The sequence below is a fragment of the Tenuifilum sp. 4138str genome (assembly GCF_041102575.1).
Taxonomy (GTDB): domain Bacteria; phylum Bacteroidota; class Bacteroidia; order Bacteroidales; family Tenuifilaceae; genus Tenuifilum; species Tenuifilum osseticum.
This window is the reverse complement of record NZ_JBGCUE010000002.1, coordinates 171,141-196,243: the sequence shown is the minus strand read 5'-3', so window position 1 is coordinate 196,243 and position 25,103 is coordinate 171,141. Positions and strand designations below refer to the sequence as shown.

Annotated in this window: 21 protein-coding genes and 1 tRNA gene; 6 read left to right on the top strand and 16 right to left on the bottom strand. The window is 42.8% G+C overall.

Annotation, left to right across the window (positions count from 1 at the left end; translation table 11 throughout):
* Positions 1-14 precede the first annotated feature (14 nt).
* The 3 genes from AB6811_RS02715 to AB6811_RS02705 all read left to right on the top strand — a co-directional run bounded on the left by AB6811_RS02715 (position 15) and on the right by AB6811_RS02705 (position 2,185).
* Positions 15-965: an NAD(P)-dependent oxidoreductase gene (locus tag AB6811_RS02715; protein ID WP_369488801.1), complete on the top strand. Its 951-nt coding sequence runs from the start codon at positions 15-17 to the stop codon at positions 963-965.
* A 93-nt stretch (positions 966-1,058) separates the two neighbouring features.
* Positions 1,059-1,132, top strand: a tRNA-Asn gene (locus AB6811_RS02710).
* A gap of 69 nt (positions 1,133-1,201) precedes the next feature.
* The gene (locus tag AB6811_RS02705) at positions 1,202-2,185 is read left to right on the top strand and encodes an adenosine kinase (protein WP_369488799.1); all 984 of its coding nucleotides are present in this window, start codon (positions 1,202-1,204) and stop codon (positions 2,183-2,185) included.
* 529 nt (positions 2,186-2,714) lie between these two features.
* On the opposite strand, the gene AB6811_RS02700 is transcribed toward AB6811_RS02705, so the two are convergent.
* From AB6811_RS02700 to AB6811_RS02640, 13 genes are all read right to left on the bottom strand, one after another.
* Positions 2,715-3,638: an IS256 family transposase, variant Zn-binding type gene (locus tag AB6811_RS02700; RefSeq protein ID WP_439655707.1), complete on the bottom strand. Its 924-nt coding sequence runs from the start codon at positions 3,636-3,638 to the stop codon at positions 2,715-2,717.
* A 137-nt stretch (positions 3,639-3,775) separates the two neighbouring features.
* Entirely contained in the window at positions 3,776-4,213 is a 438-nt protein-coding gene (locus AB6811_RS02695; RefSeq protein WP_369488795.1) for a hypothetical protein, read from the bottom strand.
* Between the two features lie 13 nt (positions 4,214-4,226).
* The gene (locus AB6811_RS02690) at positions 4,227-5,153 is read right to left on the bottom strand and encodes a hypothetical protein (protein WP_369488794.1); all 927 of its coding nucleotides are present in this window, start codon (positions 5,151-5,153) and stop codon (positions 4,227-4,229) included.
* 37 nt (positions 5,154-5,190) lie between these two features.
* Complete coding sequence (locus AB6811_RS02685; RefSeq protein WP_369488792.1) at positions 5,191-8,280, bottom strand: ATP-binding cassette domain-containing protein; 3,090 nt, start codon at positions 8,278-8,280, stop codon at positions 5,191-5,193.
* A gap of 33 nt (positions 8,281-8,313) precedes the next feature.
* The gene (locus AB6811_RS02680) at positions 8,314-8,697 is read right to left on the bottom strand and encodes a DUF1987 domain-containing protein (protein ID WP_369488790.1); all 384 of its coding nucleotides are present in this window, start codon (positions 8,695-8,697) and stop codon (positions 8,314-8,316) included.
* 10 nt (positions 8,698-8,707) lie between these two features.
* The gene (locus AB6811_RS02675; RefSeq protein WP_369488788.1) at positions 8,708-9,283 is read right to left on the bottom strand and encodes a SiaB family protein kinase; all 576 of its coding nucleotides are present in this window, start codon (positions 9,281-9,283) and stop codon (positions 8,708-8,710) included.
* Between the two features lie 39 nt (positions 9,284-9,322).
* Positions 9,323-11,935: a PAS domain S-box protein gene (locus AB6811_RS02670; RefSeq protein WP_369488786.1), complete on the bottom strand. Its 2,613-nt coding sequence runs from the start codon at positions 11,933-11,935 to the stop codon at positions 9,323-9,325.
* 15 nt (positions 11,936-11,950) lie between these two features.
* Positions 11,951-12,730 (bottom strand): GAF domain-containing protein, encoded by a 780-nt coding sequence (locus AB6811_RS02665; RefSeq protein ID WP_369488784.1) that lies wholly within the window; start codon positions 12,728-12,730, stop codon positions 11,951-11,953.
* A 4-nt stretch (positions 12,731-12,734) separates the two neighbouring features.
* Complete coding sequence (locus AB6811_RS02660; protein ID WP_369488782.1) at positions 12,735-13,295, bottom strand: chemotaxis protein CheB; 561 nt, start codon at positions 13,293-13,295, stop codon at positions 12,735-12,737.
* 5 nt (positions 13,296-13,300) lie between these two features.
* A complete protein-coding gene (locus tag AB6811_RS02655) occupies positions 13,301-14,137 on the bottom strand; it encodes a CheR family methyltransferase (protein ID WP_369488780.1) in 837 nt (278 codons plus the stop codon).
* A 6-nt stretch (positions 14,138-14,143) separates the two neighbouring features.
* Complete coding sequence (locus AB6811_RS02650) at positions 14,144-16,516, bottom strand: PAS domain-containing protein (protein ID WP_369488778.1); 2,373 nt, start codon at positions 16,514-16,516, stop codon at positions 14,144-14,146.
* Between the two features lie 8 nt (positions 16,517-16,524).
* On the bottom strand, positions 16,525-17,379 hold the full coding sequence (locus tag AB6811_RS02645) for a CheR family methyltransferase (RefSeq protein ID WP_369488776.1): 855 nt from the start codon (positions 17,377-17,379) through the stop codon (positions 16,525-16,527).
* 143 nt (positions 17,380-17,522) lie between these two features.
* Entirely contained in the window at positions 17,523-18,581 is a 1,059-nt protein-coding gene (locus AB6811_RS02640) for an endonuclease/exonuclease/phosphatase family protein (RefSeq protein WP_369488774.1), read from the bottom strand.
* A 109-nt stretch (positions 18,582-18,690) separates the two neighbouring features.
* Between AB6811_RS02640 and purQ the strand changes: the two genes are divergently transcribed.
* Positions 18,691-19,395 (top strand): phosphoribosylformylglycinamidine synthase subunit PurQ, encoded by a 705-nt coding sequence (gene purQ, locus AB6811_RS02635; protein WP_369488772.1) that lies wholly within the window; start codon positions 18,691-18,693, stop codon positions 19,393-19,395.
* On the opposite strand, the gene AB6811_RS02630 is transcribed toward purQ, so the two are convergent.
* Both AB6811_RS02630 and AB6811_RS02625 read right to left on the bottom strand, forming a co-directional pair.
* Positions 19,392-20,105, bottom strand: a complete 714-nt coding sequence (locus AB6811_RS02630) for an SDR family NAD(P)-dependent oxidoreductase (RefSeq protein ID WP_369488770.1) — start codon at positions 20,103-20,105, stop codon at positions 19,392-19,394. The genes purQ and AB6811_RS02630 overlap by 4 nt on opposite strands.
* A 75-nt stretch (positions 20,106-20,180) precedes the next feature.
* Positions 20,181-21,248: a lysylphosphatidylglycerol synthase transmembrane domain-containing protein gene (locus AB6811_RS02625; protein ID WP_369488768.1), complete on the bottom strand. Its 1,068-nt coding sequence runs from the start codon at positions 21,246-21,248 to the stop codon at positions 20,181-20,183.
* Positions 21,249-21,423: 175 nt separating this feature from the next.
* Here AB6811_RS02625 and AB6811_RS02620 point away from each other — a divergent pair, with 175 nt between their 5' ends.
* A complete protein-coding gene (locus AB6811_RS02620; RefSeq protein ID WP_369488766.1) occupies positions 21,424-22,359 on the top strand; it encodes a DMT family transporter in 936 nt (311 codons plus the stop codon).
* On the opposite strand, the gene AB6811_RS02615 is transcribed toward AB6811_RS02620, so the two are convergent.
* Positions 22,328-23,473 (bottom strand): amidohydrolase, encoded by a 1,146-nt coding sequence (locus tag AB6811_RS02615; RefSeq protein WP_369488764.1) that lies wholly within the window; start codon positions 23,471-23,473, stop codon positions 22,328-22,330. The genes AB6811_RS02620 and AB6811_RS02615 overlap by 32 nt on opposite strands.
* A 189-nt stretch (positions 23,474-23,662) precedes the next feature.
* On the opposite strand from AB6811_RS02615, the gene AB6811_RS02610 reads away from it, so the two are divergent.
* Positions 23,663-25,006 (top strand): fasciclin domain-containing protein, encoded by a 1,344-nt coding sequence (locus tag AB6811_RS02610; protein WP_369488762.1) that lies wholly within the window; start codon positions 23,663-23,665, stop codon positions 25,004-25,006.
* Positions 25,007-25,103 lie beyond the last annotated feature (97 nt).

The window sequence follows — 25,103 nt, the reverse complement described above, 5'->3', positions numbered from 1 at the left end:
AAAAAAGTTTAGCAATGAGTAAAAGAATAGTATTTGCTGAGCCCATAGGGCTTAACAGGACAACGGCAGACACGTTTGCAGCAGAAATGCTTAAATATGGCTATGAAGTGGTGTATTTCGATACCGTTCCAGCCTCACAGTCCGATTTGCAGCAGCGCATTCAAGGTGCTGAAGTGCTTGTTATCTCAAACCACCCCATTGCAGCATCAACCCTACAGTCGTGCCCCTCGCTTAAGCTAATTTCGGTAGCATTTACCGGGGTCGACCATGTTCCGCTCGATTACTGTAGGGAACACTCAATTAACGTGTGTAATGCTGCAGGATATAGTACAACAGCAGTGGCTGAGTTAACGTTAGCCCTAGCGGTTTCATTGCTCCGCAATATTGTTCATTTTGATGCTGCAACCCGTAGCGGGGGCACCCGTAGTGGTTTCTTAGGTGGCGAACTGGCTGGCAAAACATTCGGAATACTTGGGTTTGGTGCAATTGGTCAGCGAGTGGCTAACCTGGCATTAGCTTACGGATGTAAAGTTATAGCTCATACCCGTTCACCCAAGCCCACTCCCGGAGTTTCCTTTGTAGAGCTTGAAGAGCTGTTCAGAGACTCCGATATTTTATCGCTCCATCTACCTGCAACACAACAAACGGTGGGTTTAGTTAATAAGTCGCTGATAAGCCTGATGAAGCCAGCGGCGGTGATTATTAATACCGCCAGGGGCAGTATTGTGGATTGTATGGCTTTAAGTACAGCCCTTCAGAAAGGGCAGATAGCCGGGGCTGCTATTGATGTATATGAGCATGAGCCACCCATTGAGGCCGATCACCCATTACTCAAAGCCCCCAATACTATTTTACTACCCCACATTGCCTACGCCACCCACGAGGCAATCGGCAAGCGGGCAAGTATTGTTCTGGACAATATCCAAAAGTGGATTTTGCAAAACCCTCAGAATGTTGTAGTTTAGTGGTATTGGGCTATTTGGATAAAAATTTTTTTAAAAAATTTGGTTCGTATTCTCAAAAAATATTATTTTTGCACCGCAATAACAGAACAGCACTCCTCATTAGCTCAGTTGGTTAGAGCACCTGACTGTTAATCAGGGGGTCCTAGGTTCAAGTCCTAGATGAGGAGCAAACCCCGATGAAAATCGGGGTTTTATTTTTTTGTATATTTACCATCTGATTAAACCGCTGATAGATTATGGCAAAGTTTCTTGGACTTGGGAATGCATTGGTTGATATCCTTGTGCAGCTACCAAACGATGCAAAACTCTTTGAGCTGAATTTACCCAAAGGAAGCATGCAGCTAGTTGATGCTGAGCGCATGCAAAGCATACTGGCCCAGACCGAGGGGCTCCCCCGTACCCTTGCCGCAGGCGGAAGCGCTGCTAACACCATTCACGGCTTGGCAAATCTTGGCATGAGTACAGCTTTCATTGGCAAGGTGGGCGACGACTCGTTTGGCCAGGCTTTTGCTAACGATATGACGCAGAACGGCATTACACCAATAATGCTTAAGGGCAACGCCGAGTCGGGTAGGGCATTGGCCTTTATCACCCCCGATTCCGAGCGCACCTTTGCTGTTTACCTTGGTGCAGCCATTGAAATGACCCCTAACGACCTTAACCCCTCACTATTTAGTGGGTATACCCATTTTCATATTGAGGGTTACCTGGTGCAAAACCATAGTCTTGTAAGGAAAGCAGTGGAACTTGCCAAGCAGAGTGGTTGCAGCATTTCGCTGGATTTGGCAAGCTATAATGTAGTTGAGGAGAACCGTGATTTCCTCCGCGAAATAGTTGAAAACTATGTTGATATTGTATTTGCCAACGAGGAAGAGGCAAAAGCATTTACGGGTAAAATGCCCGTTGAGGCATTGAATGAACTTGGGAAGTTGGCCGATATTGCTGTTGTAAAGCTGGGAGCCTATGGCTCTATCATTAAGCAAGGTGAAACAACCTATGAGGTTGGAGTAATTGAAGTTTCAAGTATCGACACCACCGGAGCTGGCGATTTGTACGCAGCAGGGTTCCTTTACGGATTATCAAAAGGCCTTTCACTCCTTAAGTGTGGTGAAATAGGGGCTATTCTCTCCGGACATGTTATTGAGGTGCTTGGTCCAAAAATGGATGGTACACGCTGGAGTAAGGTAAAAGATCTTGTACTGGAGGTAGAGAAAAATTAAACCAAGTGCCATGATTTTTGAGGAATGGGTCGGAATGAATGGGAATATGAAGTAGTTAGAGGAAGTTAGAGGAAGTTTTAGTCCGTTAAACGTGAACCGTGAACCGTTAAAAGTTTAATGTGTGATTTTAAGCAGTAATGAGTCGGAATAAACAGAATATGATGAAGTTAAAGGAAGTTAGAGGAAGTTAGAAGAATTGTGAAAAGTGAAAAGTGAAAAGTGGAACTCAAGTTCCATGAATAAACAAAATAATTTGGGCTAATAAAATGTTGATACTGAAACATTTTTAGAGAAAAATCACTAGTCAATAAAAAAAAACGGCGTAATGGACAAAATTCAGGCTATTTTTTAGGTAGTTTGTTCTAATGGACATTTTTCAGGCTTTTTATTTTTAATGTTTTTCGAAAGAAGCAAATAGTATTAATAGTTTTGTATGTCAGGTAAGCAGAAACAGGCTCTGCTGGAGAGCAACCTGTCAGGAATATCCTGACCGACTGGAATGGTCATAAAGGCTGACACTCGTCAGCCTTTATTTATTGACAATTCCAAGAGCAGATGCCTTCAAAAACTCATTTATAAACTTTTCTTTACGTTTGCGGCTTAGCCCGTTATGGTTTCGAAGCTTGTTTTTCAGAGCGGTAAAAGTCCCTTCAAGCTGATTATTAGTGTTGGGCAACCCCAGTTCCATGTTGTCGTACCAGGTAAACAGGTATTGCTTATTGTGCTCTAAACTTTTGTAGGCACTCCTCAGCCTTTTGTGTACATACCGGCTTTTCCCGGTTTCAGGGTTAATAGCCCTTGTGTTTATGTACTCTTCCCATTTTGAATGCCACTCGTCAAGTGCACCCCAAAAGCTTTCCTTATCCGTGTGGGGTAGTAGATGAACGATTTCTTTCAGCTCTCTCGATGCCTGAACCTTAGGCTTTCTAGTGATATACCGCGTTACAATGGCCACTTGGTGGTACTGGCACATTTGAACGGGGTAGTCCTGCAATGCTTTGAATAAACCTTTTCTCCCATCACATACAATGCCCTTTACCTTTATACCCTGGTTTTCGAGGTGTCTTATGCCCGCAACATACTCACTGATGGTCTCGTACTTTACATACTTCCAGTACAGGTGATGACCTTCTGTATCTTTAAACACCATGACGCCAAAATCACGTCCAAAGTAGGTAGTATCCATTAAAACAATACTTTCCTTAGGCCTATAGAACTGTTGGGATACAAATACTTTATCTAGCCGTCGCTGAATGGTTCTTACCGAAACACCATATTTCAATGCCAGTTGGCTGTAGGTTTGTTTGCCTTCGGTGTATTCTAACCAAAGAGTCCGGTTGTCTATCCGCTGCCCTCCTAGAAACTGGCGTTGGCAGTCGTTGCATTTATAGATTTGGATACCATTCCTTGAGCCATTTTTCTTCGTCCTTTTCGAACCACAGTAAAAACAAATTTTTTATTCATGACATTCAAATTCTCCAAAGTTCGATATTTATTGGAGTTAAACGCTATGCCAGCCTGAAATATGTCCATTAAGCCAAAAAAAACCGCCTTTTAGGCGGTTTTTTTATAGAATATATAGTGTATTCCTTACATTGTTCCTACCATGGAGAGCAATCCAACGGCCAGTCCCGCTTTCCCATCCCTGAAGGAGTAAACCAAATGGTAAGCTCCTGTTTTGGTACAAACCCAATCTATATATGGGTAATCCTTACCGGTGGCAACTATATAGGTTGTAGCCAGCTGCCTGTTATTGTCAAAAAGCTGCAGAATTACCTTTCCTTCATAGTCCTTGGAGTTGCAAACCGTGAAGCGATACTTGATATCCTTTTTCAGGAGAATTGGAAATCGTTGTACAGGGGGAGGGTCGCCAGCATCGAGCTTAATGCGGAAATCCTTTAGGTATTCGGCATCGCCGGCTACCATGGTGCAGATTTGCACCAACTCCTCTTCCGATTGGGCATTTACTTTGTTAAAATAGGTAACACCCATCAACACCACCAATAACGAGAATAATATCTTTTTCATAGCTGAAAATTTCTTACAGTTTTAATAAATCGTTACGTAATTCCTGTATACCCACAATCAACCTTTGGTAGAGTTCATCGTCCATCTGAATTATTTGCTTATCGGTTTGCTTGAAGGTTAAAACTCCGTTTTCCTCCACCATTTCAGGTTCTCCAACTTCGTAAGTAATTTTTACCTCATCGTATATCTTTTTGATGTTTTCAAAATCGGTTATAAGCTTTGCCATGTTGGGATCTTTATCGTAAACCTTTAGGAGGGCAAGTAGGAAGTTGAGAATGGTTTTTTGTTCTCCAATGGTTTCCCTAATCCTGGGATGATTGCTAATTTGAGCCACGCGACTCGAAAGGTAAGCCCCCTCAACCCAAACACCGGCTACAATAACAGCGCTAAGCATTGAGCGGTTTGTTTCAGCCAAGTAGTTATCAATACGGTTGAAGCTTTGTTGTGAGATAAGGATTAATGAGTCCAGGTTTTCATTATTGGTGGCCAGGCGTTTTAGGGTATTAAAGTCAAAGAATTGACCTACCTGGATATCATCGGCTAAACGCTTAATGGTTGAGATGTAATCGACCACAAACGAGGTTTTCTCATACATGTTGAGGTAACCCAAATCGCAACCATAAAGCCCAAGGGCAAATGCTTTTTCAAAGTTTGTGTTGAACTTTTCGGCTTGCTTGGTGCTGGCCAGAAAGTTTTTATTGAAGGGTATTTTTAACCCTTTAATAAGTGCCGCTGTTTCAACTGGCGACGAAATATTTTGCATCATTTGCTCAGTAACCGCTTTGCTTACCTGGGGCGGTGCAACCTCAATCACTGAGTCAGGAACATATAAATCCTGTGTCACATCAACCCCTTGTTTGCTACACGAGTTGCAAGCGGTAATAACTTGTGAAAGTATTGCAAACAGCGATAGGTAGTATATAAAACGCAGTTTTTTCATTTTAATATCCTGTTTCGAAAAGTAAAGATACAAAATTTTATTTTTTTAGAGTTGGAATTTTAATTTTCCCCAAAAAATCGAGCAATTTTTTTAGCGACTCGTAGTAAAGGGTTATATATAATACTATGGTCATAAGCCAAATGATCACCAGGTTAAACCAGAAAGTATCAAAATACATGCCAAGAAAATGCTTGCGGGGAGCTAAGAAATGTGAACGAAAATCGAGGTAATGCCTTGGGATTGGGTCGCGGTAAACGGGATCGTACTGCTGAACCAGCTCATCGCCGTATTGCACAATCTTGTTCTTTTCAAAGGTTTTTGTTGCCAGGTCGGCAAGGCTCTCGTTATCGTAGGCCCGACGCTTGGCCTCGTAGAGTTCCCGGTTATTATTTACGAGGAATGATATCATTCGCTCGCGCTTTTGCGACTGGGTGCTATAGATATCGGAGTAGTGGCTCTTAAGCCTGTCGAGGTAGTCGAATATGGCGTAAACGGTTGTTTCGTCTATTGTATTGATTGTTAGTTTATTGAGTTTATCAAAGGTTATTGAAGGCGACTCATAGGAAGTTTCATTTATTATTGCCTTTCGGAGTACAGCTAGCCTATCGGCAATCTTTTTCTGTGCTTCAGGGTTGTCCTTTTGTGGCAATAAATCAATGAGGTCGGTAGCGCGCTTTTCCAGCTCATCTATATAGTAAACCGTTTTGTAGTTGGCATTATTGATTACCTTGTCGATGTCGTAGAAAATTTTTTGGAAGGCATTATCCTTATACTGGTGAACAACAAGTGCCTCATAACCCCATTTGGTAATCATGAACTCAGCAATGAGTGGTACCCGGTTAAAGCTTCCCACTGAACGGTTGAGCTTCTCAAAGCTGAACATTGCACCCGAGAGTACCATCATGGGAATCATGAGCAGAGGGATTACGATGTAGATGGTGATGGCAGAGTTAAATGTTGCGGAGATATTGAGGCCAAGCAGATTTGCACAAACAGCTGTGCTGAAAAGCACCAACCAGTAGTCAAAGTACATGCCCCTGATTTCCAGAATGCTATTGGCAATAATTACAAAAGTTGCACTTTGGATAGCCGATAGCAAAAGCAGGAGCGATATTTTGGAGAATAGGTAGCTCGATCGGCTTAAGTTAAGGAATGCCTCGCGTTTAAGTATTTTACGGTCGCGGAAAATTTCCTCGGCGCTAACCGTTAAGCCAATAAACAGGGCTACAATTAGTGCCATAAATAGGTATATGGGGATATTCTCGTTCTCGTAAAAGATGTAAATGTCAGAGTTTGGGTCGGCAATGTAGCGAATAACGTAAGCCAGAATGAAAGCTAAAATTGGGGTCTCAAGCAGGTTAAGAACAATGTACTGGGTGTTGCTTACCTTGGACATGAAGTCGCGCTTGGTGTAGATGAGGAACTGTTTAAACCGCGACGGGATGTTTAGGGTTTTGGGTGGCTCTGCTTTCTCATCGGGGATGTGGGATAGCTTAATGTTTTCACGGAATTGTTCCTCCCACTTCTGGGGCGAAACCTTGCGTATGGGAGTGTAACGACCAAATTCGTCAACTACGCGTGCCTCAATGATGTTGAAGATAAGTTCCGGGTTTACATTACCACAAACAGGGCATTCACCAACATCGCTGTTAATCTGCATATCAAGACGTTTGAAATACATCACGGCTTCAACAGGGTTGCCGTAGTAAATCATGTATCCGCCTGTATCCAGTATAACCATGTTATCGAACATTTTGTAGATGTCCGATGAGGGTTGGTGAATTACCACAAATATGAGCTTTCCCTTGAGCGTTAGCTCACGGAGTAGGTCCATTACGTTTTCTGAGTCGCGCGACGAAAGCCCCGAGGTGGGCTCATCAACAAAAAGGATGGAGGGCTCGCGAATTAGCTCAAGGGCTATGTTTAACCTTTTACGCTGACCGCCCGATATCATCTTGTTGAGCGGGGTTCCAACCTTGAGGTTTTTACGCTCTAAAAGACCAAGATTTGCAAGGGTTTTATCCACAAGGGCTACCAGTTCCTCCTCCGTTTTATCCTTAAAGCAAAGTTTTGCGTTGTAGTATAGGTTTTCAAATACGGTTAACTCCTCAATGAGCAAATCGTCTTGCGGGATAACGCCAATAACACCTTCAAGTTTCTCCTTTTCATTATGAAGGTCGTAGCCGTTAACAATAACACGGCCTGTGGTAGGCTTTTCGATACCGGCAAGTACGTTTAGCAGTGTGGTTTTACCAGCACCACTGGCTCCCATGATACCAACCAGCTTACCATGCCCCTCGGAAAAGGAAATGTTTCTTAATCCGATATCACCTGTTTTAAACTGAAAACCAACATTTTCTACTTTGTAGGAAATGCGGATTGACGTGGAGTCGGCCAGGAAGTGGGAAACTACATCGGTGTAGTAAACCGGCTTCCCTTTAGGTAGTTTAAGTGAACTCCCGCTGGCAAAAAGATAGATGCGGCGGTTGTGAATGGGTAATCCGTTAAGGTAAATATCCTCATTGCCTGTACACCGGAGGAAGTAAAGGTCCTCGCTTTTTATTTGGAGAATATATATATAACCATCCAGGGCTTCGGTGCCAATGTGCTTGCAGTTTTTGCCCGTAAAGGGTTTATCGTGAATGGTTAAAATACTTGGAATGTCTAACTCTTCGGGTGAATTTTTTATAACAAAATTTTCAATATCCGATATTTCTTCCTTGGTAAGCTTAAATACTTCGGCTACGGTATTGATAATAGCCATTCGTTGTTCAGTAAACTTGCGGTCGGCATTGATAAGCTCGTACAAACGAACCAGAACAACGATTTTTTGTTTCTGGGTAAGAGTTTTGTTGATTTTCTTACAAATACCCAGAATACGAACGGAATCCTTTACCGAAGTAAGTTTTCGTTTGCCCTTTTCCTCATCGTTTTCGGCATTATCTTCTTTGTCGAGCAGGCCTGCATGCTCATCAAAGAGTCTGATGTATTCCTTTACTGCCTCATCGTTGAGTTGCTGGGTGAGGAAATTAACAACATAGTCACGCTCCTTGAGCTCAACACCTTCGTCCTGCTTTGCAATGATTGCAAAGAGTTGCATTAACGCTTTGAGAATCTCCTCACTCATTCTTCTTCACTTGGGCAAAAAACGGAAAAGAACCTAACTCAAGGTGTAGCCAATCTGTTCAAAAGGAACATCAACTATATCGGCGTACTCCTCGCCAGCTTCCTGCATATCCTCGTCGTCCTCAGGGTAGTACCAACGCACAAGTACGTCGTGACCGCCCTCCTTGAGCTGTTCAAGTTTCATCAGAATATCGAGGAGCAGCTTAGAGCTGGCCGTGTTAAAGTACACCAGCTTAAAGGTAAAGATGGTTTTGGGTTTTGGCGCTGCTGAGTAGTCATCGAGCCACTGCAGAATTGGATCGTAGAATGCAGTAACGTCCTCGGGCAAAGAACGACCCGAGATTTCGAAGATTTCGTTTTGAGCATCCAGAATTACGGTTGGGGTATCATCGGTCCCCATTATTTTTATGGTTTCCATATCGGTACTGTTATTCTGATCTTGAAATGGTTGAAGTTAATACAAAGAAATGGGTTTCCTCGTCGATAGGGAGGAAGTGGTACTCAAGCTTCCTTCCGGTTTTTCGGGCTATGTCAATGAAACCCAATCCGGCTCCACCCTTCTCGGAAAGGCGGCCTTCGCGCATCTGGGTTTTGTAGAGTTGCTTCAAACCCTCCTTGTCGAGCGAGTTAATGTGATCAAGGATTTTTGAGAGCTCCTCAATCTTGGAGTTTTCAATCACATTGCCAGTAGTAACGTGGTATTCCGAATCACCTTTGCTAACCATGAAAATACCACGGCCAGCAAAGAGAAAATCATCGGAGCCGAAACTATCGGCATGTTTGCTGATGTTCTGGAGGCATTCCACCATTACATGGAAAACCTTTTTCTGAACGGAGTTCGACTCCTCCTCCTTGGCCATATTTGACTCGGTAAGGGAGGTGAAGGCTTTGGTTATTTGATGGGTTATTTCACCCTCGTAAACGAGAGTAATTTCATGAGCCTTCATCGACTTGTAAAAGTCGTAAACGAACTCAAGAAACCCTTTAATGTTTTTTCGATCCATAGCCCGATGAGTTATATGAGTTACAAATATATTACATTTTTAAAATTCAATACCAATTAAAAGTATATCGTCAACCTGTTTATTTTCACCCTGGTAATCGGTAAGTGCTTTTGCAAACACGTCGTTAAGTTCGTGAATCGGCGTTTTTAGGTTGTTCATAATGATATCACGAATACTTTGAGCTCCAAACTTTTTCTTTTCAGGGCCACCAACCTGGTCAACTATACCATCGGAAAAAAAGTATACCCTGTCGCCCGGTTTATACTCTATGATATAGTTGGTAAATGGTTCTTCGGCCTTTTTGGGATGAGGAATACCGCCAATTGCTTTGCGGTCGCCCTTGTATTCAGTTAGTTCTCCATTCCGTACAAAGTAAAGCGGTCGGTGAGCCCCTGCATACTGGAGTTCCTTGTTTTTGGGGTTGATTTTGCAAAAAGCAATATCCATACCATCGCGGGCATCGGCATCGGGGCGATCCTGCTTAAGGGTTTTACGAACCCCAAAATGTAGATGGTCAAGTATTTGACCAGCTGTGTACGATGAGTCGTGGTCAACCACGTTGTTCAGTGTAAAGTAGCCAATAAAGGAGAGCAGAGCGCCTGGAACCCCATGGCCAGTACAGTCAACAGCAGCTATGTAAATGAAATCATCCTTTATGAAGAACCAGGGGAAGTCGCCACTAACAACATCTCTGGGGTGGTAGTAAATGAACGATTTGGGCAGGTACTGCCTAATGATTCTGTTATTTGGTAGGATTGATGTTTGAATACGCTGGGCGTAGTTAATACTTTCGGTGATTTTGCGGTTCTTTTCCTGAATTTCCCTTTCGGTTTGCTTTTGCTCGGTTATATCGTGGGCAACAAACAGTATGGTCTCAAGCTCGTTCTCATTGAATTCAGGGATGCCAACAATGTGCATTACCGTTTCGCCCCGATTGGTGGTAAAAGTAATTTCGCCTTCGTACTTTTCCTTTTCAACCTTAATGGTTTTTATGGCTTCGCGAATAAAGTTCGAAAGCACTGGAATACCGTCAAGCGCGGTTATTGTTTGGTTAACCAATTCCCTGTAGTCAATTCCAAGGTAGGTTTCCACCATGGGGTTTGCATAGAAGAATTGCCCGGCTGGGTTTACGCGCATGATAATATCGGGGGAGTTCTCGGAAAGCGATTGCATTTTGCTACGCATGCGCTCCTCTTTCTCGGCGCGTTTACGTTCAGTAATATCGCGTGAGTTAATGATTATACCGCCAATGGCAGGGTCGTCGAGCAAATTACGACCGGTTACTTCAAGGAAAATCTTTTCACCATCCTTTTTCATAAAGGTGTACTGGATGGTGATAGCAATACGGGGATTCTCCAGGAGCTGCTCAAACATTTCGTTAAAAGCGGCTTCGCCCTTGCGGGTTAGGCGATCGATATCCTTGCCGCTCATCATTTCCTGCGGGGTATAACCCAAAATTTTGGTTACCGAGGGGCTTATGTAGGTTAGCTGTTTCTCGCTATTATATATCGATATAATTTCCGATGCGTTTTCAAGGAGGGAGTGTAAACGTTTTTGGGCATTTTCAACTTCCTGGATTTTAGCTTCGAGCTTAGCATTCGATATCTCAAGTTCTTCTTGAGTTATCTTCATCTCCTCGGCATTCTGGCGAAGTTCTTCCTCGTTCTCCTTGAGTTCTTGAGCCATTTGCTGGGCTTCCTGCAGCAATTTTTCAGTTTTTTGGTTTATGCGCAGGTTAAAGATGGTGCGGGCTATTATTTCACCCACCTCTTTCAGGAATCGAATAGTCAGCTCGGGTATCTCGTCGTCGAGCGAGGCAAATTCTAAAACACCTTCAAGCTTTTCATCGGTGATAAGGGGCACAAGCAGCAAGCTTTTAGGTTTACGATCGCCCAAAATACCTGAGGTAATGGTGACGTAATTATCGGGTACCTCGGTTCGGTAAATAAATTCACGCTCGTAGGCGCACTCGCCTATAAGCCCCTCGCCAATACGAAACTCCTGCTTAATGTACTTACGGCGGTTGTATGCATACGTGGCAAGGTTAACAAGTTTCTGCTTCTCTTCATCGTAAAGGTAAATTGCCCCCTGTATGGTTCGTATGTAGTTTATCAGCTTAACCAGTACGTCGTACGATAGCTCATCAATATTATTGTGTAGGCGTAGGATGTGCGATATTTCATCTTTCCCCTTGGTTATCCAGTTCTGCTCAGCCTCTTTTTTCTGGTTTGCAAGCAGGTTGTCGCGCATGATAACCAACGACTTTCCAAGGATATCATCGTCACCACCAACCTGAAAAGGTGCATTATAGTCGCCTTCGCCAATACGTTGGGCAAAGCGCGCATTTTTCTCAATGTCCTCATCGCGCTGCCGGAGTTCCTTCTCCAGCAAAAGAATCCTACGGTAGTGTCGGGTAAGCTGTAGCCACGTAACATAGGAAATTACAAAGGGAGCCAAATCAATAATCCAATGAATGGGATTGGTGGCATGTATATCTGCGATGCTGGTCAAGTTAAAAGGGATTCCTCTGGATAGGATATCAACAATCCAGGCAATCATGGGGAACATAAGGCTAACCAAGAAGGCTTGAGTTACCCTTTGCCGGATTACTTGTTTGCTATCGGTGGTCGATATAATTCCGAATGAAATCATGCCGCAGTTTGGTTATTATTGATTGACACTTAATATCTCTCCAAGTTTACGTCCGAGCTGAGAAAAAAGTTCCTCGTGTTCGCTAGTAAAGGGTTTGAATGAGGCTAGCTCTATTATCCCCATAGTTGTATTTTCGGTAGAGATTATTGGGGCAATAATTAAATGTTTAGGCGAACCCTTACCCAGGCCGGATAGTATAGTAATGTAACCTTCGGGTATATTATCAATGTTTATAAGTTTTTGGTTTTTGGCCACCTGTCCTGCAAGGGTTTCCCCTTCCCGGTATTCGGGTGGGGTGGTCTCGGAAAAGAAAGCGTAGCCGGCTTTAAAGCTAAAAACATCGGTTTGTGAATTTTTAAGGTATAGTTGCCCCTGAACAATTTCAGCGGTTTTGGCAACATTGGCAAGGAGCGCCTCGCCATATTTTACAATATCGTCAGTAGGAAGGTTAGGGATAATCTTTTCAAGCAATTTCTTGTAGTCAAGGGTTTCTTTTCGGATTTCCTGAGTGGTTTCCTTTTTCTGCGATTTCATGAATGATTCAACCTGCGCTTTAAGCAATTCAATTTGGGCTTGAAGGCCATCGATAAGGTTTCGTTGCTTAACTACAATAAAGTAGAACCACAATCCAAAAAGAAAGGGGAGTAGGCAAAGGCCGATAATCCAAGGAGATATTTTTTGCCCGGTTTCCAATGCCGTGTTATAGATCAAGCTGAAAACCAATAGGGAACTGGCTAGCAGCAAAACCAATACTATAACAGGTACAAATCGGTTAGTCGGGTTAATTGGTTTCATGTTTTTATACTTTGATGTTTTGAAGAAACTTAATAATCTCGTTAGTATTAAAAACAAAGTCAACAGGCGTCATCTTGAGCGAGGCTTCGGTCATGGTTCTAACCTGGCATTCATCGGGGTTTTGGACAATGGCTAGCCCACCTAAGTCCTTTATCTTTTTTAACCCGTATGCGCCATCGCGGTTTGCTCCGGAGAGAATAATTCCCACTAATTTTTCACGGTAAACCTGAGCAGCGGTAATAAATGAAAGGTCGATGCTGGGGCGTGAATGGTTAACCGGTTCCTCGGTTGAAAGGGCTATTTTATTTCCTAATTCCACATACATGTGGTAATTAGCTGGAGCCAGGTATGCTTTGCCGGGTTTGATCTGTTCCTTATCGTTTGGTTCAATAATTTGAATGCCCGATTTGATGGAAAGGGCCTCAACAAATCCGCTTCGAACATGCTTTAACCTATGCAGGCAAAGAAGGACAGGTAGTGGGTAGTTTGGGGGCAAAGCGTGTAGTATTCGGGTAATAACCTGAAAGCTTCCTGCCGATCCTCCTATGATAACTGCTTTATACATAAAAACTAGTTGGTTTTTCGCTTGTAAATTCTTTCTGCCTCGTTGTACAGAGTAAATTTATTACTAACGTTGGTATTTTCCAAAGTTTCTTTAACCCCAATTGCTAAGTACCCACCAGCTACCAGGCAGTTGGCAAGCTTGGCGAAAACCTTCTCGCTGAGAAGCTGGTTGTAGTAAATTGCCTGGTTACGGAAGATTATAAGTTTTGGCGCACCCGGATCCTCGTCAATTAATGTATTTTGCTTGATGAAGCTTACATCCTTAATAAGGCTAACGTCGAAAACAATGCTGTTTGCCTCGGTTCGGTAGTACGACGAGTACTTCCCTTTCTCGTTAAAACGTTGGTAATTTGCCTCATTCACCTCCATATCTTTAGGATCCAAGCGACCCGATGTGATGCGCTGTATGGTGTGATCGGAGAGTACGTTGCAGTATAAATTTACCTCGTTAAGTAAATTCAATTCCTTTAGAAGGATTGATAACGAGTATAGCTCTTCGCCCGAGTCGAACGATGCAATCCATATACGGGGTTTTGATGAGCCCGACTTAACCAGTTCAGGAATGATTTCATCCCTTAGAATTCTCCAGAACGATGGATCGCGGAACATTTCGGTGGTTTCAGGGGTAATATCGTAAAGGAATTGGTCTAAAAAATCCTTGCTACTCTTTAGCTTGGCAATAAGGCCCTCGGCATCGCGAAGCGCGTAAAGCGATATGATGTACTCCAGCCTCCGCTTTAGTGAGGTAAGGGCATAATCGCGGAAATCGAGACCATAATCATCGAGCAACGTTTTGATTACGTTCCGGGTGTCAACAATTCCTATTTCGTAGCGTATGGTCATACTTCACTATTTCTTGAGCTGTTGCTTAAGCTGTTCAATAACAGCATTTAGTTCCATTTCTTTCCGTTTATTCTCGGTTATATCCAGGGCAATATTTATTATTTTGTAAAGGTTACCATTTTCATCCATGATTGGGGTGTAGTTTTCCAGCACCCATCGGGTTTCGCCTTTTACATCAAGTGAGAACTCACGGGTTTGTTTGGTTCCCTTATGAAGCGATTTCCAAAAACGTTCAAATTCTTTGGGTTTATTTTTAGCGGTAAAATCAATATCCTGAATGAATCGGTTCTCAATGTCTTCCTTTTTGTCGCCCAGCACCTCTACATTTTTGTTATTGATGTAGGTAATAAGGCCATCGGGTTCTATTATGGTAACCAGGCAGTTTTGGTCAAGAGCCTTGAGCAGGGTTTCCATCTCGCGCTGGCGCAGGTTCGATATCTCCTGCTCTTCCTTAATGCGCTTGATATTCTTTTCAATTTCTTTGGCTTGCTGCTGGGTCATCAATTCGAGTTTCTTTGACTCGGTTATATCGTGCCCCACAAGGAGTATCTTGATTAGCAATCCCATGGGATCGAAACCGGGTGTGAGTGAAGCAAGCAGGAAGCGTTCCCTGCCATTATTTCCAACCAGGTGAAGGGTTGTATTGATTGATTGTCCGTTAAGGACAGATTTCCATAGCTTGCTAAACTCCTCACGCTGTGAGTCGACAATTAAGCTCTCAAGCAGCATTCCCTCAAGTTCAACCTTGCTGTAGCCGGTCATCTCCTGGAATACCAGGTTGGAGTCGACAATAAAACCATCGTCGTTAAGTGAGCATGATACCAACGATTGGTTAATGGCTGAAGTGATGATTTCGAGTTCAAGGTTCTTACGCTGCATTTCCTCCTGGGTGGCTTGCATTTCCTCCATGTTCTGGCGCATCTCTTCTTCCTGTGCAGCCATTTCCTCACGTTGCTGTTGCGATTGTTCAAGCAGCTCACGGGTTCTGATATTATTCTTAACCGAGTTCAGGGTTGAGGCTATGCTCTCGCTAACCTTTTCAACAAACTCAATTTGGTATGGGGCAAACTCATTGAACGACGCTATCTCTATAACACCAAAAATCTCATCCTCAAGCTTAAGGGGAACAATGAGCAGCGATGTTGGGGTGGCCTCACCCAACCCAGAGGTAATGGCAATGTAATCGCTTGGGATTTCTTTCAGGTAAATGGTTTGCTTCTCAACCGCACAGGTGCCCACAAGTCCCTCGCCAAGCATAATGCTTTTTTGAAGGAATTTCTTCCGGTTATAGGCAAAGGCCGAGAGGAGTTCGAGGTGTTTTTCCGATTCGTACTCCTTAAACATGAAAATTCCTCCCTGGTTAGCATCAAGGTAGTTTACCAGGTTTTGGATAACATTATCGGCAAGGAGGTTAAGGTTATTGTTGTTTTGACGAAGTATATCGCCAAACTTGGCAAGACCTGCGTTAATCCATGTACGGATATCATCCTCCTTCTTACGCTTAGCCTCTTCCTGTTGGGCTCGTTTTAGGCTTTCGCGCATTTGTAGTAAAGCCAATCCAAGCTGATCGTTTTTGCTGAGAGGCTTAAAGTCAAAATCGAGTTTGTTTTGTTCAATTTGCCGTGCAAATTCAGTAGTACTCTTAAGCCCGTCGATTAAGCTGTTTAGCGACTCTGCTAAGGTTCCCAGCTCGCTCCTGTCAGTAACTTTAACAGCCGGAGGAATCTCGCCCTGTGCAAGCTGTTTTAGTCGAACGGAGAGGTGGGCCAGTTGTTTTGTGATAGGTTTGAGCAAAAGCCATACAACAAGTGCAGATATCAACGAAGAGAGGAAAACGATGGCAATCATGGCTCTCCTGTTAGCCTTGACCTGCTCAAGAACTTCGGTTGGACTTACTGAAATAGCAAAGTAGGCATTGTATGGTTTGTAGTACTTGTAAACAAGTATTCGGTTCTCCGTAATGTCATCGGTAATATCCTGGTAGTATATGAAGCCCTCGTTGGCTTTGAGGTTCTTAATTTCCTGAATGGTCTTCATTGGGAGTCGTGCTCCCTGGCGGGTAATGTGTAAAACGTATTCGCCGTTCCTGGAAATCAATGAGGGGAAATCGGTTTTGTTGAATGCTGGCTTATTGAAATAGGGCTTTAGCTCAAATATATCGTTTGAGGTTAAACCTTTTCCAGTTTTTTGCTCAACTATGTTAGCAATGTCAATTAACCTATCAATGTAAACGTAAGCCTCTTTAACGGCGTTATTAATGGTTCTGGTACGGGAAAAGTAATTTAGGGTTAAACCTGCAAAGGCAAAGAGCACAACCATTAAAGGGATTATGGCAAGTTGAACTTTTTGTGCAAGTTTCATGTTAGCAAAAGCCTTCATGGTAAAATTTATTTTTTTATGTAAGCCTGACCTAATCGTTCAAAACGGGAAGCCCAAGGGCCAAGTATGGTTTCGTGCATCCCAAGCAGTAATGTCCCCTTGGGGTAAAGATTATTATGAAAGAGTTCAAAAACCTTGTTCTGGAGCGAGTAGTTAAAGTAAATGATTACGTTACGGCAAAGTATAAGGTCGAACTTGGCAAAAAAGATATTGCCATCGACCACAAGGTCGTGTTTGCGGAAAATGGGACGCTCGGTTAAGAACTTTTTCATGGTGATAGTATCTCTTACCTTATCGATATCGAAATACTTTTCGTATGGAACGTCGTTATACTCCTCAAAGTTGAGAGGGTTTTGCTTAATAACCTTATCGAAATTGTCCAGATAGCCTAGGTTAAAGCGGTATTTGTATACTCCTTGCTTAGCAGCATCCAGCACATCGGAGTTTAGGTCGGTTGCAAATATTTTTGCCTTGTCGAGCATTTCCATCTCGTTCAGGAGAATCATCATGGAGTAAACCTCCTGTCCGGTGGAGCAACCGGCATGCCAAATATTTATGGTTTTGTTGTTCTTGAATCGGGGTAGAATACGCGAGCGCAAAAGATGCCAAACCGGTGGATCGCGGAATAACTCTGTTGTATTAACCGTTACTTCCTTGACCACTTTCTCCAGAAAATCCCTATCGAGCCGGAGCGAGGTAAGCAGGGAGGTTAGGTCGAGGTTGTAATCTTCAAGAATTTTTTGCAAACGGCGCTTAAGCGACTTCTCCGAATACTCGGAAAAGTCATACTTTGAAACACTTTTAATAGTATTTACAAAATACTGTAAATCCTGGTCGGTTACCTGCATACGCTGGCTTGGCATTATCTCATTAAGCAGATATCATCAACAATAATCAGGCTAAATATAGATTTTTCTTAAATACAAACAAAATCTAAATGGCAAAGATAGCATTAACTTTGATTAACATCACCTAATGGATTATGAGATTGCATTTTCCATTGATACTATTGGATTGGCAGGAGAACAAATGATAGTTTAACGGGGTTATGATCGGAATGCCTGAACTTTAAGTCGGTGGTTACGATATCGGTAATATGAATATTTGGCGAAAGCAGGAAGAAATCGAGAATAACCGTTCTGCACTGGTTACTGAATGGCCTATCCAGATATCGATTAGTAGGCTTTGATGGGTCAAAAGCCCATTGCCATCCGCTTGGCATAAAGCTGCTTTCAATGGAAAGAGGTTTGAAAGCCTTGGTTTCGTATGCATTTCCGAACCTGTCGGGCGGAAAATTGGGCGGTAGTTGATTCCAGTCGCCTCCAATTATCACATAATTTCCCTTTTCATACTCGCTTAATGCTACCTGGCGAATGAAACTCATTTCAGCCATCTTGAGGCTATCGTTTTCAAATGCTGAGTTATGGGTATTGATAAGCACAAATTCACGGCCATTACTTACCGGGAAGCGTGTAACCAGCAGGCAGCGACGTAGGTTAAAAACCCTGTTAGGCCATGGCGATAGGCCAGGCAGCTGAACTCTTACCGCATTCATTGGGGTAAAGCGGCTAAGAGTCATAATTCCTGAATTTACATTGCCCATTGGGTTTTTAAGTGGAACCGGAACAAATGACACCTGATAGTTGGTGGCAAAGAAGGTAAAGTAGTTAACCGCTTGGCTAATAATTTGAAGTTGATTGGTGTTGTATGATCGACGCGATGCTAAATCTACTTCCTGAAGAAAAATAAAATCGGTGCGGTTTTGTAGAATGAATTTTTTAATGGAATCGAGGTTTTCTAATGTTCGTGCTTTAGTATCGCGGGTTTGCTTTCCCCCATCATAAAAAAAGTCCATATTGTCGCCTAACCCGGCATAACCAATGTTCCATGTAATCAGTTGGTACGGCGTACTTATAGCAACTGTGTCGGGGTTTAGTGAAACTTGAAGGGTAATTTCCCTTTCAGGATTGTAGAAGGTTATGGTGCTGTACACCATAAATAGGATTGCAAAGATAAATGCAAAAGCTATAGCTATAAAGCCAAGACGTAGAGTGTTTTTAATCATTTTTTTAATAATTGATTATCAAATTTAAACCAAAAATGTTATTGGTTCAAACCTAATTTTGACGATTTTATATTATTGGCTATCTTTGACGCATATTAATTGCATTAGCATGAAGTTTGGAGTAGTTGTATTCCCTGGTTCCAACTGCGATCAGGATACAGTATATGTAATTAAGGAGATTCTTGAGCAAGAAGTAGTCACCCTTTGGCACAAGGAAACCGATTTTGATCCCAATATTGATGTGATAATTCTGCCGGGCGGGTTCTCCTATGGCGATTACCTACGATCAGGGGCCCTGGCCAAGTTTTCGCCAATAATGAACAGGGTAATTGATTTTGCCAATAATGGGGGTTACGTGTTTGGTATTTGCAATGGTTTCCAAATTCTTTGCGAGAGTGGACTTTTACCGGGAGCATTACTGCACAACACCAGCCAAAAGTTCATATGCAAGAATGTTCACCTGGTACCTGACAGCAAGAACACTGCTCTTACAAAGTACTTACCCCGCGACAGGGCGCTTAAGGTTCCCATTGCCCATGGCGAGGGTCGTTACTACGCCGATAAGGATACACTTGCCCAAATGCGAATAAACGGTCAAATACTTTTCCGCTATTGCGATGAGAGCGGAGTGGTTTCAGAAAGTGCTAACCCCAATGGCTCAGTGGAGAACATTGCCGGTGTATGCAATGAGCGCCACAATGTTTTTGGTATGATGCCCCACCCGGAGCGTGCCTCGGACGATGAACTGGGCAATACTGACGGCAGGCTTATTTTCGAGTCAATGATTAAGTACATCAGGGAGTTGAGTAATTAAAGCATACGTAAATCGATAATTGGATCGTTGGGCGGGTTACCTATCAGCTCAACGATTTTTTTTGCTACCTGCTCGGTTGAGGCAAGCATTCCTTTCTGCTTGTAATGGTGAAACCTTTCGGATTGGGGAAAGTACGTTGGGTCAACTTTACGAACCGAGTCCTGCATGGGGGTGTCAACTATTCCGGGTGCTAATGAAATTACTTTAACCTTTGGGTCGCCTACCAGCTTTTGTTCAGCATGTAGCACAAGTGAAAACATATCGATAGCTGCCTTGGATGCGCAGTACCCACTCCACGATTCCACCGCATGGCGCGCTGCTCCGGAGCTGATGTTAACAATGGTAATTAATTCAGCTGAAGGTAGATATAACGATATTAAACGGTTAGTTAGTATTGCAGGGCTAACGGTATTAACCATGAATATTTTCTCTAGCTGTTCATTATCTATTTTACCTATAGGTTTTACATCGCCTAGTATGCCAGCATTATTTATAAGTATAACGTGTTTGGCATTGGGAAAGAAAGGTATTTCTACCTCTCTTGCTGCTCCCAGTTGGCTGAAGTCAATTTGAATATGTTTATACCTATGGTGGCTAACTACATTTCTACGTGAGTATCCAACCACATAGGAGCTGTCATTGCTTAGTATTTGGCGAGTAAGCGCCAACCCAATTCCCGAGCTAGTACCGGTAATATAGAAATAATTCATATCCTCCTTTTTTTAATATCAAACTAAACAGCTTTATAAAACGATTTGTTTTAGAGCTGTCAGTTTGAAAAGTATTTACTTGATGAAGTGTCGACGAACCCAGCGGGGGAAAATTATGCTACCCAGGAAGAGGTAAGGATAGTATGTAACCAGTCTCCATAGTAAGGCCATTGCCACAGAAACAGGAACAATTAATGCTGCATCAACAGGGATAAATTCTGAAAGGTAACGGGTAAAAACAAACTCGGCAAAGCCACTACCTCCGGGAGTTGGACTCACTAACATCATTATCCACATTACCAGTTGGCGTGCAAAAATTAGCAGGTTGTGCTCAATGCTAAAGAATGCCATAAGTAACGCATTCACAACCAGGAAACGCGATGACCACGAGAGAAACGAGGCCAGTACAACCTTTACCCAGAACGAAGTGGGCTTGTTTCGGTATTCCTTGGAGCTGTTTATGATATCGGAGCCGGCGCGATTTGCTCCATGCTTCCATCGCCGCAGGAATGGTAGTTTAAAAATCAAAAGTAACAACCATTTAAGTCCACGGGGGTTAAAGAATAAACCGTAAACCAAGGTTATTACCCAGGCAAGTTTTAATGAGTAGCCAATAATGCTGAATGTTAAAAGCTCCTTGGCCATGCTGTTTGTGGTACCAATATCGAATAATCCATGGTAACCTGCCAGCAAAACCAGGAGTGGAAACATTACCACAAAGTAAAGCTCATCCAGGAACGAGGTTATCATTACCAGTGCTGAGCTATGCCCAAGATTTAAACCTTCCTTATTGACATAAACAATTGCCACGCTGGTGCCACCTATAGCCGATGGTGTGATTGCCGAGGTAAATTCCCAGAGCATTATCACCCTTAGAGCCTTCCAGAATCGGAATTTACCATCGCTTAAAATCATTAGCCGGAGGGTATAACCCAAATCGCGACCAACCATGAAAAGCCAAGCCAGCATTAGCCACAACGCTGATTTCCATGTAAAGTTTATAACGTCAAAAGCCCTAGGGTTAAATTCATTGTATAGTAAGACCCCTGTTACTCCCAGCCCAAGCAAAACCGGTATTAGGGCAAGTTTTGCCTTTATACGTTGTGCAGGGTTTTCCTTAATATGGGCGGTTTGCTTATGCATTAATTTCAAATGCAATAATTAACAAATTTAAAGTTTTAGGGTTTAAATCATGGCTAATTAAAAGCTAAATTGTTTATTGGGTTAAAAACATGAACTTTGTAACCCTTCTGTAAGTTTTGCTTTTTTAAACTTTACTTTGTTTTAGAAATCGAACTGCATTGTATTTTTAATGTATATGGTGATTGCAAAAAATAAGCGAGCCGAGTCACATTTAGCCATAATACTTGCAAACATTATGTTTGGGCTTAACTACTCAATAGCCAAAGGGGTTATGCCCAATTACCTATCGCCCATGGCATTCACTCTCCTTCGGGTGGTTACAGCCTCGTTTCTTTTCTGGGTTATTTCGATATTTGACAAGAGTGATGAGAGAATAAGCAAAGCTGATTATCCACGATTTATTGCATCGGGGTTGTTTGGCATTACATTTAATCAGCTGCTATTTCTCAATGGGTTAAACTACAGTACTCCAATCGAGTCATCAATCATATCAACCTTGAACCCTGCAATGGTGATGCTTATTGCATACTTTGTCCTATCGGAACATATCAATTTTGTTAAAGTAACAGGTTTGCTTATTGGTGCATCGGGTGCCCTTTTGCTTATCCTGAGCAAGGGCTCCCTGGAGGTTGGGCAGAACCATACCCTTGGCAATGCCTTGCTTTTCCTGAATACTCTTTTCTATGCGTTTTACCTTGTGGTAGTAAAGCCCCTGATGCTAAAGTATAGGCCAATTACTGTTATGAAAGGTGTTTTTGTGGTTGGTTTGATTTCCCTGCTTCCCTTTGGTGTTTACGATTTAGCCACTACAAGGTGGGCAGTTATTCCACCAATGATTTACGCTTCAATACTTTTTGTTTTACTTGGCCCAACATTTTTAGCATACCTCTTGAACGGATGGGGATTACGGTACGTTCAGGCAAGCACTGTAAGCATATATATTTACTCTCAGCCTGTTATAGCGGCCTTAGTTGCTGTATTGTTGGGAATGGATAGCCTCGATGCCAGAAAGATAACTGCTGCAGCTCTGGTATTTGCAGGGGTTTACTTAGTAAGCCAGCGTCCTGACGGCTGGCTGGTTAGGATTTTAAAAAGGATTCAGAGGAAGTGATTTCTCGTGCTATTGATTCCAGTAGGTCAACTCCATCAATAATTAGGTCATCGGGAAAATCGTAGGTTGGGCTATGTATATCGGGGTGGTCTTCACCCGCACCAAGTCCGAAAATTACCGATGGGAATACACCTGTAAAGTGGGCAAAATCCTCGCTCCAGCGGTTGGGTTCATTGAGGTAAATAACCTCTTTCCTTTGCTCGGAGGCAATTTTCTCTACAACATTAGTAAGCTGCGGGTCGCAAACTGAGGCTGGGAAATCGTCGGTAAATTCGGTTTCAATGGCTAAGCCATGTCTGGTTGCAATTTGGGTTGATGTTTTGAGAGCGTTATCGGAAAGTAGGTGCATATCGGAATCGTCAAAGGCTCTGAGTGTAGCCATAATAACAGCCGAACCGGCTGAGGTTCCAAATGCCACTTCGCCAATCTTAACGTGTATAAGGGTTACCAGTACAAAGTTCTTATACTTTAAGTTGGTAGGTAACGCAAGCAGGTGCTGAATGATTTCAGCTGTAGCCGCCGATGGATTAAGTCCCAGTTCTGGGAAGGCTGCATGGGAATTTCGTCCGGTAAGTTTAATAATCAAGCCTTTTGATGCTGCCGTAAAGGTGTATCGGCCAAGCACTACGCTGCCCTTTTTGTACTTGGGTAAATTATGAAGTGCAAATGCATAATCGGGCATGAGGTCTAGCTCTTTTAGCCTTTCAATGGATTCCTTGGCACCGGAACCATTCTCCTCTGAGGGTTGGTAGAACAGAATCACCTTCCCCTTTTCTAAAGGATTTTCAAAAAAACGAACCGCCAGGCCTGAAACAATGGCCATATGGCCATCGTGGCCACAGGTATGTGAAACTCCGGGAGTATTGGACTTGTACTTAAAATCGGAGAGCTCGGTAATGGGCAGGGCATCCATATCGCAGCGGAATAGTACTGTAGGGCCAGGCTCTTTGCCCCTGTATACTACAGCCATTCCCTCACCAGCAATATTTGAGTAAAGTTCATGTGGTTGGTAGCGGCTTAGAAAAAAACGAATTCTTTTCCCCGTAGCTCTTTCTTGGCCAGAGAGTTCAGGGTTGCGATGCAGCTCGTGACGTAGCCTGATGAGTTCTTCCATACCTGCAACCAAATTTCTGTAAAATTATCGATTTTTGGTAAATAAATCCAAATCCACCCAAATAAATCAATCAACAAAGACATATAAATAACAAAAATTAACCAACAAAAGAGTATGCAAATAGAAAATAAAATGAACAAAGACCATTTTTTAATGTTAGTAGGGCATAATCAACAAAAACACACAATTATGAAAACAAGAAAAAATCTATTTGCTCTACTAGCTTTGGTAGGCCTAGCGGGAACGCTACTATTAACAAGTTGCGAAAAGGATGAAGAAAAGGAGATGGAAATGCCTAAAAGCATTGTTGAGGTTGCCGTTTCCAATCCACAGTTCTCAATTCTGGTTCAAGCCCTCCAGAAGGCGAACCTGGTTACAACCCTTCAGGGAACTGGTCCTTTTACAGTGTTTGCTCCAACCAACGCCGCCTTCAACGAGCTTTTCAATCAGTTAGGCGTGAGTGGTATAGATGCCTTAACTGCTGACCAGCTAACCCCAATTCTGCTTTACCATGTTTTATCGGGTAAGGTTGAATCCAATCAGCTTACGAGTGGCTATGTTTCAACACTTAGCCCCGGTGCAGGTGGATTAGGTGTTTCACTTAAGGTTGATGCAAGTATGCTCAAACTCAACGGAAATGTTGGTATTACCGCTGCCGATATTTCAGCCACCAATGGGGTTATTCATGTAATTGATAAGGTTTTACTTCCGCAAACAGTGGTTGATATTGCCCTTGCAAACAGCAGTTTTACATCTTTAGTGGCTGCACTAACCAAAGCCAACCTGGTTAATGCCCTTAAGGCCGATGGACCGTTTACAGTTTTCGCTCCTACAAACGATGCATTTAGTCAACTTTTCACTGATTTAGGTATAAGTGGTTTAGATGCGCTTAATGCCGAGGATTTGACTCCAATACTTTTATACCACGTTTTAGGTACTGCAGTTAAATCCACACAACTTCAAACTGGCTATGTTTCAACTTTGAGCCCAGGTCCAAATGACTCTAAAGTTTCCTTACTTGTCGATGCCGCTGCTGTTATGCTGAACAACAATTCTAAAATTGTTGCCACCGATGTGGTTGGTACAAACGGTATAGTTCATGTTATCGATAAGGTTTTGCTTCCCCCAACGATTGTTGATATAGCATTGGCTAATAGCAGTTTCAGCACTCTTGTTTCGGCTCTGGTAAAAGCTGAACTTGTTGAAACCTTAAAGGGCGAGGGCCCATTTACAGTGTTTGCCCCAACCAACGATGCTTTCAGTGCCCTTTTCACCGAAATTGGAGTTTCAGGAATCGAACAGCTTTCAAAGGATGATTTAACGCCCATTCTGCTCTACCATGTGGTATCAGGTAATGTAAAATCGAATCAAATTTCTAGTGGTAATGTGCCTACATTGAATGGCGATATCAATGTTAATGTTGGTACAACCGTTACAATTAACGAGAACACTTCGGTTGTTCTGGTTGATGTACAGGCTACCAATGGCGTTATTCATGTAATTAACAAGGTGCTTTTGCCTCCCGCAAAATAAGCTTGCATTATTAGATTAGGGCGTTGAGTGTTCAACGCCCTTTTTTTATTTTTGTCGCATAAACCTTTTGGGTTTACACCGTTCTAAACCTTTGCCA